This is a genomic window from Escherichia sp. WS33 (genome assembly GCF_046486385.1).
Classification (GTDB): Bacteria; Pseudomonadota; Gammaproteobacteria; order Enterobacterales; family Enterobacteriaceae; genus ECMA0423.
In genome coordinates this window covers 1-17,096 of sequence record NZ_JBJQLJ010000012.1, presented here as the reverse complement: position 1 = coordinate 17,096, position 17,096 = coordinate 1, and the positions used below count along the sequence as shown (strand labels likewise).

Annotated in this window: 12 protein-coding genes and 3 pseudogenes; 9 read left to right on the top strand and 6 right to left on the bottom strand. The window is 46.4% G+C overall.

The genetic code is table 11. The features are described from left to right. The first annotated feature begins 290 nt into the window (after positions 1-290). From espX1 to ACJHXA_RS11750, 3 pseudogenes are all read left to right on the top strand, one after another. Positions 291-1,713 (top strand): annotated as a pseudogene (gene espX1 / locus ACJHXA_RS11760) (type III secretion system effector EspX1). 246 nt (positions 1,714-1,959) lie between these two features. Beyond that, positions 1,960-3,291: pseudogene (locus tag ACJHXA_RS11755) on the top strand (fimbria/pilus outer membrane usher protein); the annotation flags it as partial. A gap of 12 nt (positions 3,292-3,303) precedes the next feature. Continuing rightward, positions 3,304-4,262: pseudogene (locus ACJHXA_RS11750) on the top strand (fimbrial family protein). 38 nt (positions 4,263-4,300) lie between these two features. On the opposite strand, the gene nhaR reads toward ACJHXA_RS11750, so the two are convergent. Continuing rightward, positions 4,301-5,200 carry a transcriptional activator NhaR gene (gene nhaR / locus ACJHXA_RS11745; RefSeq protein WP_001300855.1) on the bottom strand — a complete coding sequence of 300 codons (900 nt, stop codon included), beginning with the start codon at positions 5,198-5,200 and terminating at the stop codon, positions 4,301-4,303. Between the two features lie 65 nt (positions 5,201-5,265). Next, positions 5,266-6,432, bottom strand: a complete 1,167-nt coding sequence (gene nhaA, locus ACJHXA_RS11740; protein WP_000681360.1) for a Na+/H+ antiporter NhaA — start codon at positions 6,430-6,432, stop codon at positions 5,266-5,268. Between the two features lie 585 nt (positions 6,433-7,017). Here nhaA and mokC point away from each other — a divergent pair. Then, the gene (gene mokC / locus ACJHXA_RS11735) at positions 7,018-7,170 is read left to right on the top strand and encodes a type I toxin-antitoxin system toxin MokC (RefSeq protein WP_000809168.1); all 153 of its coding nucleotides are present in this window, start codon (positions 7,018-7,020) and stop codon (positions 7,168-7,170) included. Between the two features lie 103 nt (positions 7,171-7,273). Here the strand turns inward: mokC and dnaJ are convergent, their stop codons facing one another. After that, entirely contained in the window at positions 7,274-8,404 is a 1,131-nt protein-coding gene (gene dnaJ, locus ACJHXA_RS11730; RefSeq protein WP_001118464.1) for a molecular chaperone DnaJ, read from the bottom strand. A gap of 88 nt (positions 8,405-8,492) precedes the next feature. Further along, positions 8,493-10,409, bottom strand: a complete 1,917-nt coding sequence (dnaK, locus tag ACJHXA_RS11725) for a molecular chaperone DnaK (protein WP_000516135.1) — start codon at positions 10,407-10,409, stop codon at positions 8,493-8,495. Between the two features lie 376 nt (positions 10,410-10,785). On the opposite strand from dnaK, the gene ACJHXA_RS11720 reads away from it, so the two are divergent. The 3 genes from ACJHXA_RS11720 to satP all read left to right on the top strand — a co-directional run bounded on the left by ACJHXA_RS11720 (position 10,786) and on the right by satP (position 12,644). After that, entirely contained in the window at positions 10,786-11,190 is a 405-nt protein-coding gene (locus ACJHXA_RS11720) for a DUF2541 family protein (RefSeq protein WP_000843568.1), read from the top strand. A 25-nt stretch (positions 11,191-11,215) separates the two neighbouring features. Beyond that, entirely contained in the window at positions 11,216-11,929 is a 714-nt protein-coding gene (msyB, locus tag ACJHXA_RS11715) for an acidic protein MsyB (protein WP_001102379.1), read from the top strand. 148 nt (positions 11,930-12,077) lie between these two features. Next, positions 12,078-12,644 carry an acetate uptake transporter gene (gene satP, locus ACJHXA_RS11710; RefSeq protein WP_000528538.1) on the top strand — a complete coding sequence of 189 codons (567 nt, stop codon included), beginning with the start codon at positions 12,078-12,080 and terminating at the stop codon, positions 12,642-12,644. A gap of 34 nt (positions 12,645-12,678) precedes the next feature. Here the strand turns inward: satP and mog are convergent, their stop codons facing one another. Together mog and tal are read right to left on the bottom strand one after the other, a co-directional pair. Next, on the bottom strand, positions 12,679-13,266 hold the full coding sequence (mog, locus tag ACJHXA_RS11705; RefSeq protein WP_001094682.1) for a molybdopterin adenylyltransferase: 588 nt from the start codon (positions 13,264-13,266) through the stop codon (positions 12,679-12,681). Between the two features lie 114 nt (positions 13,267-13,380). Next, the gene (gene tal, locus ACJHXA_RS11700; protein ID WP_000130182.1) at positions 13,381-14,334 is read right to left on the bottom strand and encodes a transaldolase; all 954 of its coding nucleotides are present in this window, start codon (positions 14,332-14,334) and stop codon (positions 13,381-13,383) included. A 278-nt stretch (positions 14,335-14,612) separates the two neighbouring features. On the opposite strand from tal, the gene ACJHXA_RS11695 reads away from it, so the two are divergent. Together ACJHXA_RS11695 and yaaA are read left to right on the top strand one after the other, a co-directional pair. Next, positions 14,613-16,043 (top strand): alanine/glycine:cation symporter family protein, encoded by a 1,431-nt coding sequence (locus ACJHXA_RS11695; protein ID WP_001112606.1) that lies wholly within the window; start codon positions 14,613-14,615, stop codon positions 16,041-16,043. 69 nt (positions 16,044-16,112) lie between these two features. Continuing rightward, a complete protein-coding gene (yaaA, locus tag ACJHXA_RS11690) occupies positions 16,113-16,889 on the top strand; it encodes a peroxide stress protein YaaA (RefSeq protein WP_000906183.1) in 777 nt (258 codons plus the stop codon). Positions 16,890-17,096 lie beyond the last annotated feature (207 nt).

The following is a 17,096-nucleotide window of genomic DNA, read 5'->3' as shown; positions in this document are numbered from 1 at the left end:
TGAACAAGAATATCTACTCAATCTCCAGACTCCCCTACAAAGAATGTGGATATTGTGATACACATTGAGGTATTAAACTTAAGACCACTCTATTTTTGAATTAAATTCCTATACACTTTAACCATTCATAAATATCTCCTTATTAGATCTTGTAAATAATTAACAACAATCAACACAGGTTAAATACCTATTTATATTCTACTTCATAAAATTAATGAGCTATTTTTGATAGTAGTCACATTCACTCATAAATTAAATTAATAAAAATTCATCAACTTCAAGGACTGATAATGACAAATGGTATCTCAACTTCGCCACATTGTCTTTATAAATCAAATATAGTAGATGATGTAATAATAAATAAAACAAGACAAAATGAGTTAGTAAAAGTATTTTGCGAGTATAAAACAGAGTTCTTAATTTTGTTTGATGACTTTTTTAGAAGCCATAACTTGCCTAAACCATCTCCAGTCCTTCATCATTTTTTTCAATATACTCATCTGAGAGATGCATATTTTTATAGATGTAAACTCATAGAACATACAGTTCAATTTTATTTTTTTTAAACACAAAGGTATCACATTACTTAGATTGGATGTTTTTGATGACAGAACAAGCGAATGTCTTTCTGAAGAGATTAAGATATACCAAGAATGCCATGAAAAATTCGTTAATTTTTTAAAGGCAAACTTCAACCAAGAAATATACCCACAGCTATATACTCCTGAAATATTTTATGAGGCCTGCAGAAATCTCCAGTCATTTTATGATCATCAGGAAACGTCACAAAACGCAAAATACAGTGCAATAGACAAGAAAAAAAGTCATCTTAACCAGGAAATCAAAAAGCTTATTAAAAAAAATATTTTCCCTGAGCTATACAATGAGCAATGCAATAAAATCCCCTCCTCATCGATAGATGATAACCAGGGAATAATGTGGCAGAACTTTAAAACTAGCAATATTGCATATTCACAACTATGTAAAAAATTATCTTTATTTAAAAGCATACCCAGTCGATTAATAAAAAAATCAGCTTACTGCTCAACTGAAAACACAATCACCAATAAATTTGATGTTGTCTTTTCTTACTGCGGAAATAATGTAAAGGAATTTATACTTTTATTACCCTATAATAAATCTCTGGAGATGCATGAACTTAACGAGCAAAACATCCAGTATTTGACTGCCCTTAATATTAATATACATAAAATGTTGCTATCAAATATAACAATAGAAAAGAGCGACCTTTCATATGGGTATTATTTTGGTTGTGTATTATCCAATATATTATGTTTTGAAAGCGACTTATCAAACACCATCTTTTCAAATGGAGAAATTAATAATCTCTTCATTAAAAAAAGCAACATATTTGGAGCATCATTCACTAATACCAGAATAAAAAATTTGCTCTGTGAAGATATTATGCCTGGTCGATGGACCACTCAACTTGTCAATAAGCACTTAGGTTACAGATACACAGGAGTATTCAAAACCCTGGCAAGTATTGATGACAAACCGTCCCGTTTCGAAATTTTGATACCATTGGTACAAACTTTAGTTCGCGACAATGTAAAGCTAAATAATGATGTGTATAAAGAACTTAATAAGTTTATGCACGATTACGACAAAACATCATCAGAAATGAGAAAATACCTTAAAAGCATCAACGAGTGTATGTTCCTTATGAAAAACATAGCTCATCAAAATTAAAAAATCTCAAAAAAGAAGTAATTTCAGAATGAAATTAACTGTGATGATTATTAATTCACTACAGAGGAATAAAAAATAATCTGAAGCATACTCTGAAACATCCTACTCTCTCACTCTAATAATGGCACCTTGCTCTTCTTATAAAGAAGGGAATAATTAAGAATATTAAACTTTCATCAACTTCACATCAAGAAATTAAAAATTTTAAACATTAATCTAAATAATAACAACCTGATCACATAATCGGGTACGATTTTATCCGATAACTATAATGCTATAACTCTGGGAAATGGTTGGAATACACCGCTGGGTGCCATCTCTTTTTACGCTGCCCGATCGAGTAGTAAGTTAAATAATGATACCAGACACGAAGGTACGAGCTATCAGGTCGCCTATAATAAATATCTAGTACAAACAGCCACTCAATTTAGCGTGGCCGCCTGGCGTTATGCTTCGCAGGATTACAGGACATTCAGCGACCATCTTTACGAAAATGATAAACACTATCATCAGAGTGATTATGATGATTTTTATGATATTGGCAGAAAAAATAGCCTTTCTGCTAATATTATGCAACCTTTATCCAATAATCTGGGAAATGTATCATTAAGTGCGCTTTGGCGGAATTACTGGGGGCGAAGTGGAAATGCTAAAGATTACCAATTCAGTTACTCCAATAACTGGCAACACATTAGTTATACTTTCTCTGCCAGCCAATCTTATGATGAAAATAATAAAGAAGAGGAGCGTTTTAATCTGTTTATCTCCATTCCTTTCTACTGGGGGGATGATATTGCCAAAACACGTCACCAAATTAACTTATCGAATTCGACCTCATTTTCCAAAGATGGCTATTCCTCCAACAATACTGGAATTACTGGCATAGCCGGTGAACATGATCAGTTAAATTATGGTATATATGTTAATCAGCAACAACAAAATAATGATACCTCGCTTGGTACGAATTTAAGCTGGAGAACTCCCATCGCCATAATAGATGGCAGCTATAGTCATTCTAAAAACGCCTGGCAAAGTGGTGGAAGTATTAGTAGTGGATTAGTTGTCTGGCCCGGTGGTATTAATATCACTAACCAGTTATCCGATACATTTGCAATTCTGGATGCGCCTGGGTTAGAAGGTGCACATATTAATGGACAAAAATACAATCGAACAAACAGCAAAGGCCAGGTTGTTTACGACCTGATAATACCTCATCGTGAAAACCATCTGGTACTTGATATAGCAAACAGTGAAAGTGAAACAGAATTGCAGGGCAATCGTCAAATTATTGCACCTTACCGTGGAGCAGTTTCTTATGTGCAGTTTACAACTGACCAACGTAAGCCCTGGTATATACAGGCACTGCGTCCCGATGGTTCGCCATTAACCTTTGGCTATGACGTACTGGATCTCCAGGAAAATAATATTGGAGTCGTTGGCCAGGGTAGTCGCCTTTTTATTCGCGTAGATGAAATTCCCACTGGAATAAAAGTTGCTCTCAATGATGAACAGAACTTATTCTGTACTATTACTTTTCAACACGTTATCGATGAAAACAAAACATATATATGCCAGTAAAAGGAGTTTACTATGAAGTGGCTTTTATTAATCACCTTGAGTCTATATTCTTTTATTGTGCAAAGTGCTCCCTGTGCATTGACCAATGTCGGTGAACAACGTGGAACATATATACTCAAGCCACTGAGTATGAAAGGTAATCTAACCGCCGAAAAATTGAAAACACCGGAAATATCATTGAGTGTACAGACTTGCAAGAGACAACCAACGCCATTAAAGTTCATTTTTTAACACAGAACGCTTTAAGGTTTAAAGTCGGAAGTCGTCATTATATTATTAATTTCCCCTTTGAATCTGACGGTAAAAAAATAGAGCTTCCAGGGAAGTCATCTTATAATTTAGAAGAAATGCTATCTGCGATAAATTTCACCATTCCATATTCTATCGCATCTGTATCAGATAGTTCTAACACCGCAGACATTTTTCCTGGAACTCCTTTTCCTTTGTTGTTCGAAATTGAAGTGAGTTCATGTACAGGGAATAATACTAATTGTAATAGCGTCCGCTTTAATTATAATTTAAATACTATTTTACAGGTAAATTTAATGACCTGTGGTTTTGAAGATCAATCCATCGACACTGGACGATTTGTACTGTCTCGTATCAATAATGAAAATTATCAGTTTCATCATATAAGATTTGACTGCATCCAGGGCGAGCAAGGTGAATTAGTTTTTGAACCCAGTGATGTTGAATATTACTTTGAACCAGTGACGATACAGGAGTCAGGAACCAGCATATTAAAAAATGAGTTAGAAAACAGTGAGGACGGTGCGGGTCAAATAGGCTTTCAACTCTCCAATGATGGTACGAATGAAATCCAGTATGGTAAAAGCAATTACTACTCTTTTCAGCATCCCCATGAAGGAAGTAATCAGATTCCTCTATTTATTCGCCCGCGTACATATGGAAATAATGTCTCAAGCGGGCAAATAATGAGCCGAGTCAAAATCGTGGTTATGTACAACTAATCTATCTCCCCCACCTTAACTTTGGGGGGAGGTGCCGATTAACGCGCCGCTGGACTAAAAAGCGCAGAATAATCCGTATTGCAGATTCGCTGTACCGCCGGGTGCTGAATCATCCGCTCAGCAAAAATAGCATGGTACTCTTCCATCACATTCTCGACGCGACCAATTTCTACGACAGTTTTATCGGCATAAAAGTCATATGCATAAAGCGTTGGGGCAACGAAGATTGCATTGTGCATCGCACCAAAAGCTTTCATCAACGCGGCATCATCAAACTCGCCGAGGATTTCTACGTTTAATCCCTGGGAGTTAAACCAGTTAAGCAATTTGCGCCCTAACATTGAACGTCGCCCAGGAATCAAAAGTCGCCGTTCTTCCAGACAAGCCGGGAACGGTTTTTCTGGTGGTGGATTTGTACACCAGAAACTCACGCCACATTCGCCAATTCTCACGGAGAACAGGCCTTCCTGCTGCGTAGAGTCTATCGGACAGTCAGAAATGATCATATCCAGTTTATGCTGACTTAATTGCTCCAGCAGCATTTCGTGGGTGGATTCGAAGCAGCGAAGATGAATGGGCTCGCCTTCTACCACTGCGGCGTTAAGTACGCTACTGACCAGGCGTTTGGAAAGTGCATCAGCCACACCAACGTCAAACAATAAATTGGATTCTTTGCGATAGTTCACAATATCCAGCATTTCCTGGCTTAAGGTGAACATTTTATCGGCATAGCGATAGACCAGTTCTCCCAGCTCGCTGGGTTCGAGACCACGTCCCTTGCGTTTAAATAATTTGCCTTGCAGGCGCTCTTCCAGCGCTCGAATCTGTCCGGTAATGGTTTGTGGAGTTAAATAAAGCGCCTCCGCTGCGCCAACCACGGAACCTTCTTTATAGACATGCCAGAAGTAATACAAGTGGTTGTAATTGATATGAGACATGCTCATTTCTCTCCCTGATAACAATGAAAAGGGAGCCGTTTATGGCTCCCCGGTAAACCGTCCTGTCAAACTGATGGACGCAAACGAACGCGTAACCAGCTGTATCCAATTACCGCCGAAGAGATAGAACCGACCAGGATACCGAGTTTCGCCCAGTTAATCAGTTCTGGATCTACGCTACCAAAGGCCAGGCTGGCAATAAAGATAGACATAGTAAAACCGATACCGCACAGGATCCCCACCGCCATAATTTGCTGATAAGTCGTTCCCTCAGGCAGATGCGCCAGTTTCAAACGCAGCGCCAACCAGCAGAACAGACTAATCCCCAGCGGTTTGCCAATCAGCAAGCCAGCGATGATCCCCAATGGCAGAATGGAGGTCAAGCCATCCAGCGTGACACCTTGCAGTGAAACGCCAGCATTAGCAAATGCAAACAGCGGCAAAATCAGATACGCCACCCACGGGTGTAACACATGCTCCAGTCGCTTCGCTGGAGAACGCCCATGCTTCTCTTTCAAAGGAATAAAGAAGCCGACAATTACCCCCGCCAGGGTTGCGTGAACCCCCGATTTCAACACCGCAGTCCACAACACTACGCCAACCAGAATATAGACGCCCGTGCGGCGTACACCACACAGATTCAATACCGCGAGTACCGCAATTGCTACAGCCGCGACGCCAAGAGAGGCCATCGATAAGTCATTAGTGTAGAACAATGCGATGATAATGATGGCCCCAAGATCGTCGATAATAGCCAGAGCCATCAAAAAGATCTTCAGCGCTAACGGAACACGACTTCCCAACAGCGCCAGCACACCAAGTGCAAAGGCAATGTCAGTAGCCGCCGGGATCGCCCACCCTTCGCGGGTAATCGGATCGGCATAGTTAAAGGCCAGATAGAGTAATGCCGGCACAATCATCCCACCAATAGCGGCGATAACTGGAAATGCGGCCTGGCGTAAGCTGGCTAGCGATCCTTGCATCAGTTCACGTTTAACTTCCAGACCGACTAACAGGAAAAATACCGCCATCAGCGCGTCATTTATCCATAACAGCATGTTTTTGTTGATTTCGAGTGAACCAACCCGGAGCTGAACCGGCGTCTCCAGAAAGTCGTGATACCATCCACTGGTTGCGCCGCTATTGGCCATAATCATCGCCAGGATAGCGGCAATGATAAGAATAATGCCTCCCGAGGCATCACTGCTAAAGAATCGATGCAGATGTTTCACTTTTTATTTCTCTTTCAGGTGAATAGATCGTTTTTACTATTTTACCCCGCACAAATCATCGTTAAAATCAGATTATAGTGTAGGAATAACTCGTTTTTTACGATCCATTGAAGAATTTGCGCCATCAGCGGTGAGATGAGTTTTTGACGGCTGTAAGCGCTCACGAGTGACCCTAAGCCCAGATAATCATAGCTTAAGGTGAGGATTTCTGAGAGATTAATTAGGAAAAGTAATAATTAATTTGTTGTCAGTCGGCGATGTTTGTTAGGCCAATATTTCAAAAATAATCCAGCTTGTCGTCAATAATTGCGATGAAGAGATAAATTAAAGTTAAATAATTAAATCATTAAAAAATTACGCCATAAAAATGCGAGGCGTCTTCAGGATTAGAATCGATAAAACAGAATGGGTTAAAGAGAGCGATATAATAGCGGCGGGTGCTTGAGACTGTCTGTCTCAGGCATTAGCTGAACGGCAGATAGAGAAAAGCCCCGAGTGATATTTTACCATCAACCCGAGGCCCCCTATATGCTGAACACATGTAGAGTGCCTCTTACTGACCGTAAGGTCAAGGAGAAGAGAGCAATGAAGCAGCATAAGGCGATGATTGTCGCCCTGATCGTCATCTGTATCACCGCCGTAGTGGCGGCGCTGGTAACGAGAAAAGACCTCTGTGAGGTTCACATCCGAACTGGCCAGACGGAGGTTGCTGTTTTCACGGCTTACGAATCCGAGTAAGAGCAACGGCGGGGAGTGATCCCCGCCACTTTACAGGTGCTCGCATATCTTCAACGCACCCTATTTTTACCCAGGCCTGCCCACGGGCAGGCTTTTGGGGAGGTTAGCGGGTCAGGTCGTCAAAAAACTTCTTCACACCATCAAAGAAGCTCTTTGAGCGCGGGCTGTTGTGCTCGCCGGTTGGGCCACCGAAGCTTTCTTGCAGCTCTTGCAGCAGCTGTTTCTGCTTCTCGTTCAGGCCTACCGGTGTTTCGACGACAACGCGGCACAGTAAATCACCCTGTGCGCCACCGCGGACAGACTTGACGCCTTTACCGCGCATACGGAACAGCTTACCAGTCTGGGTTTCGCCAGGCACTTTCAGTTTGACGCGACCATCAAGGGTCGGTACTTCGATTTCGCCACCCAGCGCCGCCATAGCGAAGTTGATCGGGACTTCGCAATACAGGTTGTTGCCTTCACGCTCGAAAATCGGGTGCTGTTTAACCTGAACCTGAACGTACAGATCGCCTGCCGGTGCGCCATGCTCGCCCGCTTCACCTTCGCCCGCAAGACGGATGCGGTCTCCAGTGTCCACCCCTGCCGGGATTTTAACGGACAGCGTTTTGCTGCGCTCAACACGACCATGACCATGACATTTGTTGCACGGATCTTTGATCAGCGTACCGCGACCCTGACAGTGTGGACAGGTCTGCTGCACGGCAAAGAAACCCTGACGCATCTGCACCTGACCAGAACCATGACAGGTCGGACAGGTCTGCGGCTGTGTACCTGGTTTTGCACCGCTACCGTGGCAAACGTCACACTCTTCCAGAGTCGGAATGCGGATCTCTTTGGTCACGCCACGTACAGCTTCTTCGAGGGTGAGCTCCATGTTATAGCGTAAATCAGCACCGCGCGCCGCACGTTGACGACCACGTCCGCCGCCAAAAATATCGCCGAAAACGTCACCAAAAATATCGCTGAAGTCTGCGCCGCCGCCAAAACCGCCGCCGCCCATACCACCTTGCTCAAACGCAGCATGACCATACTGATCGTATGCCGCACGTTTTTGCGAGTCGGTCAGAACTTCATAAGCTTCCTTGATCTCTTTAAATTTCGCCTCGGCCTCTTTGTCACCCTGGTTACGGTCCGGGTGGTATTTCATGGCCAGGCGTTTGTAGGCCTTTTTGATTTCACGCTCTTCCGCTGTTTTGGAAACGCCTAAAATCTCGTAATAATCTTGCTTAGCCATCTTTTTTAAATTGCCCCTAGATGAATGCACGGGCGGAGAGGAAATTCCCCTTCGCCCGTGTCAGTATAATTACCCGTTTATAGGGCGATTATTTTTTGTCTTTGACTTCTTCAAATTCAGCGTCGACAACATCGTCATCTTTCGCGTTGTTTGCAGAAGCATCAGCACCGGCAGTCTGCTGCTGGGCATGTTGCTGCTGGGCGATTTCCATCAGTTTCTGGGAAACCTGTGCCAGCTCCTGCATTTTCGCTTCGATAGCGGCTTTGTCTTCACCTTTCAGAGCAGTTTCCAGTGCAGTCAGTGCAGACTCGATAGCAGTTTTGTCGTCAGCCGGCAGTTTGTCGCCTGCTTCTTCAACCTGCTTACGGGTGCTGTGCAGCAGATGGTCGCCCTGGTTGCGAGTCTGTACCAGCTCTTCAAACTTACGGTCAGCTTCGGCGTTAGCTTCTGCGTCGCGTACCATTTTCTGGATTTCATCTTCGTTCAGACCAGAAGAAGCCTTGATGGTGATCTTCTGCTCTTTACCGCTGTTTTTATCTTTCGCGGAAACGTGCAGGATACCGTCAGCATCGATATCGAAGGTAACTTCGATCTGCGGCATGCCGCGCGGTGCCGGGTTGATACCATCCAGGTTGAACTGACCCAGAGATTTGTTATCAGCCGCACGTTTACGTTCACCCTGCAGCACATGGATGGTTACCGCAGACTGGTTGTCTTCAGCGGTAGAGAACACCTGGCTGTGCTTGGTCGGGATAGTGGTGTTTTTCGCGATCAGCGTCGTCATCACACCGCCCATGGTTTCGATACCCAGAGACAGCGGGGTAACGTCCAGCAGCAGTACGTCTTTCACGTCACCAGTCAGAACACCACCCTGAACAGCAGCACCGATTGCTACAGCTTCGTCCGGGTTAACGTCTTTACGCGGCTCTTTACCAAAGAACTCAGCAACTTTCTTCTGAACCATTGGCATACGAGTCTGACCACCAACGAGGATAACGTCGTCGATATCAGATACGGACAGGCCAGCGTCCTGCAGTGCAACTTTCAGCGGCTCAATGGAACGGTTTACCAGATCTTCAACCAGGCTTTCCAGTTTCGCACGAGTCACTTTGATGTTCATGTGTTTCGGACCGGTCGCATCTGCAGTGATGTACGGCAGGTTAACGTCGGTCTGCTGAGCGGAAGACAGTTCGATTTTCGCTTTTTCTGCCGCTTCTTTCAGGCGCTGCATTGCCAGCGGATCGTTGCGCAGGTCAATGCCCTGATCTTTCTTGAATTCTTCAACCAGGTAGTTGATCAGACGGCTGTCGAAGTCTTCACCACCCAGGTGGGTATCACCGTTGGTAGCCAGAACTTCGAAGGTTTTTTCGCCGTCAACTTCGTCGATTTCGATAATAGAAATATCGAAAGTACCACCACCCAGGTCATAAACCGCGATAGTACGGTTGCCAGTACCTTTGTCCAGACCGTAAGCCAGCGCAGCTGCGGTCGGTTCGTTGATGATACGTTTTACTTCCAGACCAGCGATACGGCCTGCGTCTTTGGTTGCCTGACGCTGAGCATCGTTAAAGTATGCCGGTACGGTGATAACAGCTTCAGTTACCGGTTCACCCAAGTAATCTTCAGCGGTTTTCTTCATTTTTTTCAGCACTTCAGCAGAGATCTGCGGCGGTGCCATTTTCTGGCCTTTAACTTCGACCCATGCGTCGCCGTTATCAGCAGCAATAATTTTGAACGGCATGATGGAAACATCACGCTGTACTTCTTCGTCCTGGAAGCGGCGGCCAATCAGGCGTTTAATCGCAAACAGGGTGTTTTGCGGGTTCGTCACTGCCTGACGTTTAGCCGGCTGACCAACCAGAGTTTCACCATCCTGGGTATAGGCAATGATAGAAGGCGTGGTGCGATCGCCTTCGGCGTTCTCCAGCACGCGAGGAGTGGTGCCATCCATAATCGCTACACAAGAGTTGGTAGTACCCAGGTCGATACCAATTATTTTACCCATCTAAACGTCTCCACTATATATTCGGTCATCATGTGGTTGTGAGTCTGTAATAGGGGCGAAACGTCTGGTTTCAACTGCCCAATTCCATTTTTTTGCAGACTCACTCACTGCGGTTGACTACTAAATGGGGTCGTAACCCACGTCATCAAGGGGGAGATGCAAAAATTTTTTGTGCTTTTGCGCAGAAATTTCGCGATATGGCAGGACAAGACGTAAAATTGACAGCAATTTTATTCATATAAAGAATGAATCGCAGCCAAGGCATTCATCAAAAAATTGTAATAAAAAGAAAAGATTACGTACCTGAATCTTCTCTTTATCAGCAGTAAACTAGTGGGTATTCATCCCTCTACCTCTTCCCACTAAGAGAATCCTTATGAAATCCGTTTTTACGATTTCCGCCAGCCTGGCGATTAGCCTGATGCTGTGCTGCACGGCGCAGGCAAACGACCATAAACTCCTCGGCGTCATTGCAATGCCGCGTAACGAAACCAACGATCTGGCGCTGAAACTTCCTGTTTGTCGCATTGTGAAACGCATACAACTCTCTGCCGACCATGGCGATTTACAGTTAAGCGGTGCATCGGTTTATTTCAAAGCCGCCCGTAGCGCCAGTCAGAGTCTGAATATTCCTTCAGAAATAAAAGAAGGGCAAACCACTGACTGGATCAACATTAACAGTGATAACGACAATAAACGCTGCGTCTCAAAAATCACCTTTTCCGGTCATACGGTGAACTCATCGGATATGGCCACGCTGAAAATTATCGGCGACGACTAACGCCAGAATATAGAAGCCACAAAAAATGAATGTTAATTACCTGAATGATTCAGATCTGGATTTTCTCCAGCATTGCAGTGAGGAACAGTTGGCAAATTTCGCCCGATTGCTCACCCATAATGAAAAAGGCAAAACTCGCCTCTCCAGCGTACTGATGCGCAACGAACTGTTTAAATCGATGGAAGGGCATCCCGAGCAACATCGCCGCAACTGGCAGCTGATTGCTGGAGAATTACAGCATTTTGGTGGCGATAGTATCGCCAACAAACTGCGCGGACACGGTAAATTGTATCGGGCCATTTTGCTCGATGTTTCAAAACGATTGAAGCTGAAAGCCGACAAAGAGATGTCTACGTTTGAGATTGAGCAACAGTTACTGGAACAATTTCTGCGTAACACCTGGAAGAATATGGACGAGGAACATAAGCAGGAGTTTCTGCACGCGATCGATGCCAGGGTGAATGAGCTGGAAGAGCTGCTGCCGCTGCTGATGAAAGACAAATTATTGGCAAAAGGCGTGTCGCATTTGCTTTCCAGCCAACTGACCCGCATTTTACGCACCCACGCAGCAATGAGCGTACTTGGGCATGGTTTGCTGCGCGGCGCGGGGCTGGGAGGCCCTGTAGGTGCGGCACTAAATGGGGTTAAAGCGGTCAGCGGCAGCGCCTATCGCGTGACGATTCCAGCCGTACTGCAAATCGCCTGCCTGCGCCGGATGGTTAGCGCCACTCAGGTCTGATACCGGAAACCGGGGAAAATTTTCATTTTCCCCTCAAAAGATCGTAGACACTGCCCCACTGGCTGATTATTATGCCGCGCCCTGAAAACACTACAGTTATTCAGGGAAATTATTTCACCATTCATTCGATGATGATTTTTGAGGAATTATGGGCAACACTAAGTTGGCTAATCCGGCACCGCTGGGCCTGATGGGCTTCGGCATGACCACCATTCTGCTTAACCTGCACAACGTGGGTTATTTCGCTCTGGACGGTATTATTCTTGCCATGGGCATTTTCTACGGCGGCATCGCGCAAATTTTTGCTGGTCTGCTGGAGTACAAAAAAGGCAACACTTTCGGTTTAACCGCATTCACCTCTTACGGTTCTTTCTGGCTGACGCTGGTTGCGATTCTGCTGATGCCGAAACTGGGTCTGACCGATGCGCCAAATGCACAGTTCCTTGGTGTCTACCTGGGTCTGTGGGGCGTATTTACGCTGTTTATGTTCTTCGGCACGCTGAAAGGCGCACGCGTTCTGCAATTCGTTTTCTTTAGCCTGACCGTGCTGTTTGCCCTGCTGGCGATCGGTAACATTGCCGGTAACGCCGCAATCATCCACTTTGCCGGCTGGATTGGGCTGATCTGCGGTGCCAGCGCAATCTATCTGGCGATGGGTGAAGTACTGAACGAGCAGTTTGGTCGCACCGTTCTGCCGATTGGTGAATCCCACTAATTGTTTTGAGATCCCCCCGCTCGGGGGGATTTTTTTATTCGCTAACGTCGCGTCTTGCACTCTTCGGTCTGAATGCTGCAACCACTTCCGGTGCCGTTTCAACGTATGGCCCTTCCAGCAACTGAATGCAGTACGGTACGCTGGCAAAAATACCGTGTACCACAACGTTACCCGCAGCGTCCTTCACACCTTCCAGCGTCTCTTTAATAGACTTCGGCTGACCGGGTAAGTTAAGGATCAGCGCCTGTTTGCGAATCACGCCCACCTGACGCGAAAGGATCGCAGTTGGTACAAAATGCAGGCTGATCTGGCGCATCTGTTCACCAAAGCCAGGCATCTCGCGGTCCGCTACTGCCAGCGTCGCATCGGGCGTTACGTCACGACGCGCCGGGCCAGTTCCGCCCGTGGTGAGCACCAGATGGCAACTCATTTCATCCACTAGCTCACACAACGTTTGTTCGATGATCGCCTGCTCATCGGGGATTAAGCGGGTTTCCAGTTCAAACGGCGTGGTTAGCGCCGATGTCAGCCATTCTTCCAGCGCAGGGATGCCTTTATCCTGATAAACGCCGCTGGATGCGCGATCAGAGATGGAAACTAAGCCAATACGTAAAGTATTCATCAAGATTTTTCCGTTTAAACAGTCTCGTTAAACAGAATGATACACTGCGAAGGGAGTGACAGACAGGCTTCAGAAGAGGTAGCGTGACCGACTTCCCGGTCACGCTAAGAATGATTACAGCAGATCGCCGATCATTTTTTCCAGTTTTTCCTGGTCAATAGCAAACTTACGGATACCTTCCGCCAGTTTATCTACTGCCATTGGATCCTGGTTGTGCTGCCACAGGAACTCGGACTCAGTGATACGCGCCGGACGCGCTTTCACTTCGCCGGTGTAAGACAGTTTACGTTCGATAGCCCCTTCGCTCTCCGCCAGCTCTTTCAGCAGTGCCGGTGCGATGGTCAGACGGTCGCAGCCTGCCAGTTCCAGAATTTCGCCGATGTTACGGAAGCTTGCGCCCATAACCACTGTTTCATAACCGTGCTCTTTGTAGTACTGGTAGATTTCAGATACAGAAACCACGCCCGGATCTTCTGCCGGAGCGTACTCTTTCTTATCACTATTCGCTTTGTACCAGTCAAGAATACGGCCAACAAATGGCGAGATCAGGAACACGCCTGCTTCCGCACAAGCACGAGCCTGAGCGAAGGAGAACAGCAGGGTCAGGTTACAGTTGATGCCTTCTTTTTCCAGCTGTTCTGCAGCACGGATACCCTGCCAGGTAGAAGCCAGTTTGATCAGAATACGATCGTTGCTAATACCAGCATCGTTGTAGAGTTTGATCAGGCGTTTTGCTTTCGCAATTGACGCTTCGGTGTCATAGGAAAGACGCGCATCAACTTCAGTTGAGATACGGCCCGGAACCAGTTTCAGGATTTCCAGACCAATATTTACTGCCAGTTTGTCGGTCGCGTCCACGATCTGCTGCGCGCGATCGTTGCTCTGCTGTTTCGCCCAAGCGACAGCATCATCAATCAACTTACGGTATTCCGGAATCTGCGCTGCGTTAAGAATGAGAGAAGGGTTGGTTGTGGCATCCTGCGGTTGATACAGCTTCATTGCCGCGATGTCCCCAGTGTCGGCCACTACGGTGGTGTACTGACGAAGGGAGGTCAATTTGTCCGTCATGATAGTATTTCTCTTTAAACAGCTTGTTAGGGGGATGTAACCGGTCTGCCCTGATGATATCACGACGCAACGTCAGCGCAACCGCCGACAAGACGGTTATCGCCAGGCGAGACTGTTTCGGATTTCTGACACTGCGTTGATATCGCCCGCCATTTTTATACAAAACCTCATGTATGCTACGCAGAAGTTATCAAGTACCTCGTAGCGTATATACTTCTTAAACAATTGGTAACGTTTACACAGGAAAGTCATCGCGACCGGCAATAAGAGGGATATGCATGCCAGATTTTTTCTCCTTTATTAACAGCGTCCTTTGGGGATCGGTAATGATTTACCTGCTCTTCGGCGCAGGTTGTTGGTTCACTTTTCGCACCGGATTTGTGCAGTTTCGCTACATCCGCCAGTTTGGCAAAAGTCTTAAAAATAGCATTCATCCACAGCCAGGCGGTTTAACCTCATTTCAGTCATTGTGTACCAGTCTTGCGGCGCGCGTGGGTAGCGGCAACCTGGCCGGCGTTGCGCTGGCAATTACCGCCGGTGGACCTGGAGCCGTCTTTTGGATGTGGGTTGCCGCGTTTATCGGCATGGCGACCTCGTTTGCCGAATGTTCTCTGGCACAACTTTATAAAGAACGTGACGTCAATGGACAGTTTCGTGGCGGACCGGCATGGTATATGGCGCGCGGGCTGGGGATGCGTTGGATGGGCGTTCTGTTCGCCGTCTTTTTGCTCATCGCCTATGGCATAATTTTCAGCGGAGTTCAGGCGAACGCCGTTGCCCGAGCCCTGAGTTTTTCTTTTGATTTTCCCCCGCTGGTGACAGGCATTATTCTCGCTGTCTTTACTCTGCTGGCAATCACTCGCGGTCTTCATGGCGTCGCCCGGCTCATGCAGGGTTTTGTCCCGTTGATGGCGATAATCTGGGTACTGACCAGCCTGGTGATTTGCGTAATGAATATCGGGCAACTTCCCCACGTCATTTGGTCTATTTTTGAGAGTGCTTTTGGCTGGCAGGAAGCGGCAGGCGGCGCGGCGGGATATACCTTAAGCCAGGCGATTACTAACGGTTTTCAGCGCAGTATGTTTTCCAATGAGGCGGGAATGGGTTCTACACCAAACGCAGCAGCGGCAGCTGCGTCCTGGCCTCCGCATCCGGCAGCTCAAGGGATTGTCCAGATGATTGGCATTTTTATCGACACCCTGGTCATCTGTACGGCAAGCGCCATGCTGATATTACTGGCGGGTAACGGCACAACCTACATGCCGCTGGAAGGTATTCAGCTTATCCAGAAGGCGATGCGGGTGCTAATGGGTTCCTGGGGTGCTGAGTTTGTTACCCTCGTGGTTATTCTGTTTGCCTTCAGCTCCATCGTTGCCAACTACATTTATGCCGAAAACAATCTCTTCTTTTTACGCCTGAACAACCCTAAAGCGATCTGGTGTTTGCGGATCTGCACCTTCGCAACGGTCATCGGCGGCACCTTGCTAAGTCTTCCGCTGATGTGGCAACTGGCAGATATCATAATGGCCTGCATGGCTATTACCAATTTGACCGCCATTTTACTGCTCTCGCCTGTGGTTCATACCATTGCCAGTGATTATCTACGCCAGCGTAAACTCGGCGTGCGCCCGGTGTTTGATCCGTTGCGTTATCCGGATATCGGTCGCCAGCTTTCTCCGGACGCGTGGGATGATGTTTCGCAGGAGTAATCACAACTATCGATCAACTCATTCTCTTTTTTTGCTAAAGTCGGCATAAATTTCCTGCAAGGACTGGATATGCTGATTCTTATTTCACCTGCGAAAACGCTTGATTACCAAAGCCCGTTGACCACCATGCGCTATACGCTGCCGGAGCTGTTAGACAATTCCCAGCAGTTGATCCATGAAGCGCGGAAACTGACGCCTCCGCAGATTAGCACGCTGATGCGCATCAGCGACAAACTGGCGGGTATCAACGCCGCTCGCTTTCATGACTGGCAGCCAGATTTCACGCCGGAGAATGCCCGCCAGGCGATTCTGGCGTTTAAAGGTGATGTCTACACCGGCTTGCAGGCCGAAACCTTCAGCGAAGACGATTTCGATTTTGCCCAACAGCATTTGCGAATGCTTTCCGGCTTGTATGGCGTACTGCGCCCGCTCGATTTAATGCAGCCTTATCGTCTGGAAATGGGGATCCGTCTTGAGAATGCCCGAGGGAAAGATCTGTATCAATTCTGGGGAGATATCATCACCAACAAGCTGAACGAGGCGCTCGCAGCACAAGGCGATAATGTGGTGATTAATCTGGCGTCAGATGAGTATTTTAAATCGGTGAAGCCGAAGAAATTGAATGCCGAGATTATCAAGCCGGTGTTCCTCGATGAGAAGAACGGCAAATTTAAGATCATCAGCTTCTACGCTAAGAAAGCACGCGGTCTGATGAGTCGTTTCATTATTGAAAATCGGCTGACCAAACCAGAGCAACTGACTGGTTTTAATAGCGAAGGTTACTTCTTTGATGAAGCTTCCTCCAGCAATGGTGAACTGGTGTTTAAACGCTACGAGCAGCGTTAAGTTTGTAGCCAATGCCGGATGCGGCGTGAACGCCTTATCCGGCCTACAAAAGCATGCAGATTCAATATATTGCAGAATTAACGTAGATACTGTTATGGCCTGCAAGTTTTTTCCTGGTCCGGTTTCCCGGATTGCAGGCATGCCAGACACAGCGCCGTCAGGCGCTGTTTTTTTCATCCCTTCCGCGATTTTTACGCCGCTACCGGA

What these genes read in the sequence shown, in the direction of transcription:
- dnaJ (WP_001118464.1), bottom strand. Translation starts at nt 8,404, where the DNA reads ATGGCTAAGCAAGATTATTACGAGATTTTAGGCGTTTCCAAAACAGCG.
- mog (WP_001094682.1), bottom strand. Translation starts at nt 13,266, where the DNA reads ATGAATACTTTACGTATTGGCTTAGTTTCCATCTCTGATCGCGCATCC.
- msyB (WP_001102379.1), top strand. Translation starts at nt 11,216, where the DNA reads ATGAATGTTAATTACCTGAATGATTCAGATCTGGATTTTCTCCAGCAT.
- mokC (WP_000809168.1), top strand. Translation starts at nt 7,018, where the DNA reads ATGAAGCAGCATAAGGCGATGATTGTCGCCCTGATCGTCATCTGTATC.
- satP (WP_000528538.1), top strand. Translation starts at nt 12,078, where the DNA reads ATGGGCAACACTAAGTTGGCTAATCCGGCACCGCTGGGCCTGATGGGC.
- dnaK (WP_000516135.1), bottom strand. Translation starts at nt 10,409, where the DNA reads ATGGGTAAAATAATTGGTATCGACCTGGGTACTACCAACTCTTGTGTA.
- ACJHXA_RS11720 (WP_000843568.1), top strand. Translation starts at nt 10,786, where the DNA reads ATGAAATCCGTTTTTACGATTTCCGCCAGCCTGGCGATTAGCCTGATG.
- yaaA (WP_000906183.1), top strand. Translation starts at nt 16,113, where the DNA reads ATGCTGATTCTTATTTCACCTGCGAAAACGCTTGATTACCAAAGCCCG.
- tal (WP_000130182.1), bottom strand. Translation starts at nt 14,334, where the DNA reads ATGACGGACAAATTGACCTCCCTTCGTCAGTACACCACCGTAGTGGCC.
- nhaR (WP_001300855.1), bottom strand. Translation starts at nt 5,200, where the DNA reads ATGTCTCATATCAATTACAACCACTTGTATTACTTCTGGCATGTCTAT.
- ACJHXA_RS11695 (WP_001112606.1), top strand. Translation starts at nt 14,613, where the DNA reads ATGCCAGATTTTTTCTCCTTTATTAACAGCGTCCTTTGGGGATCGGTA.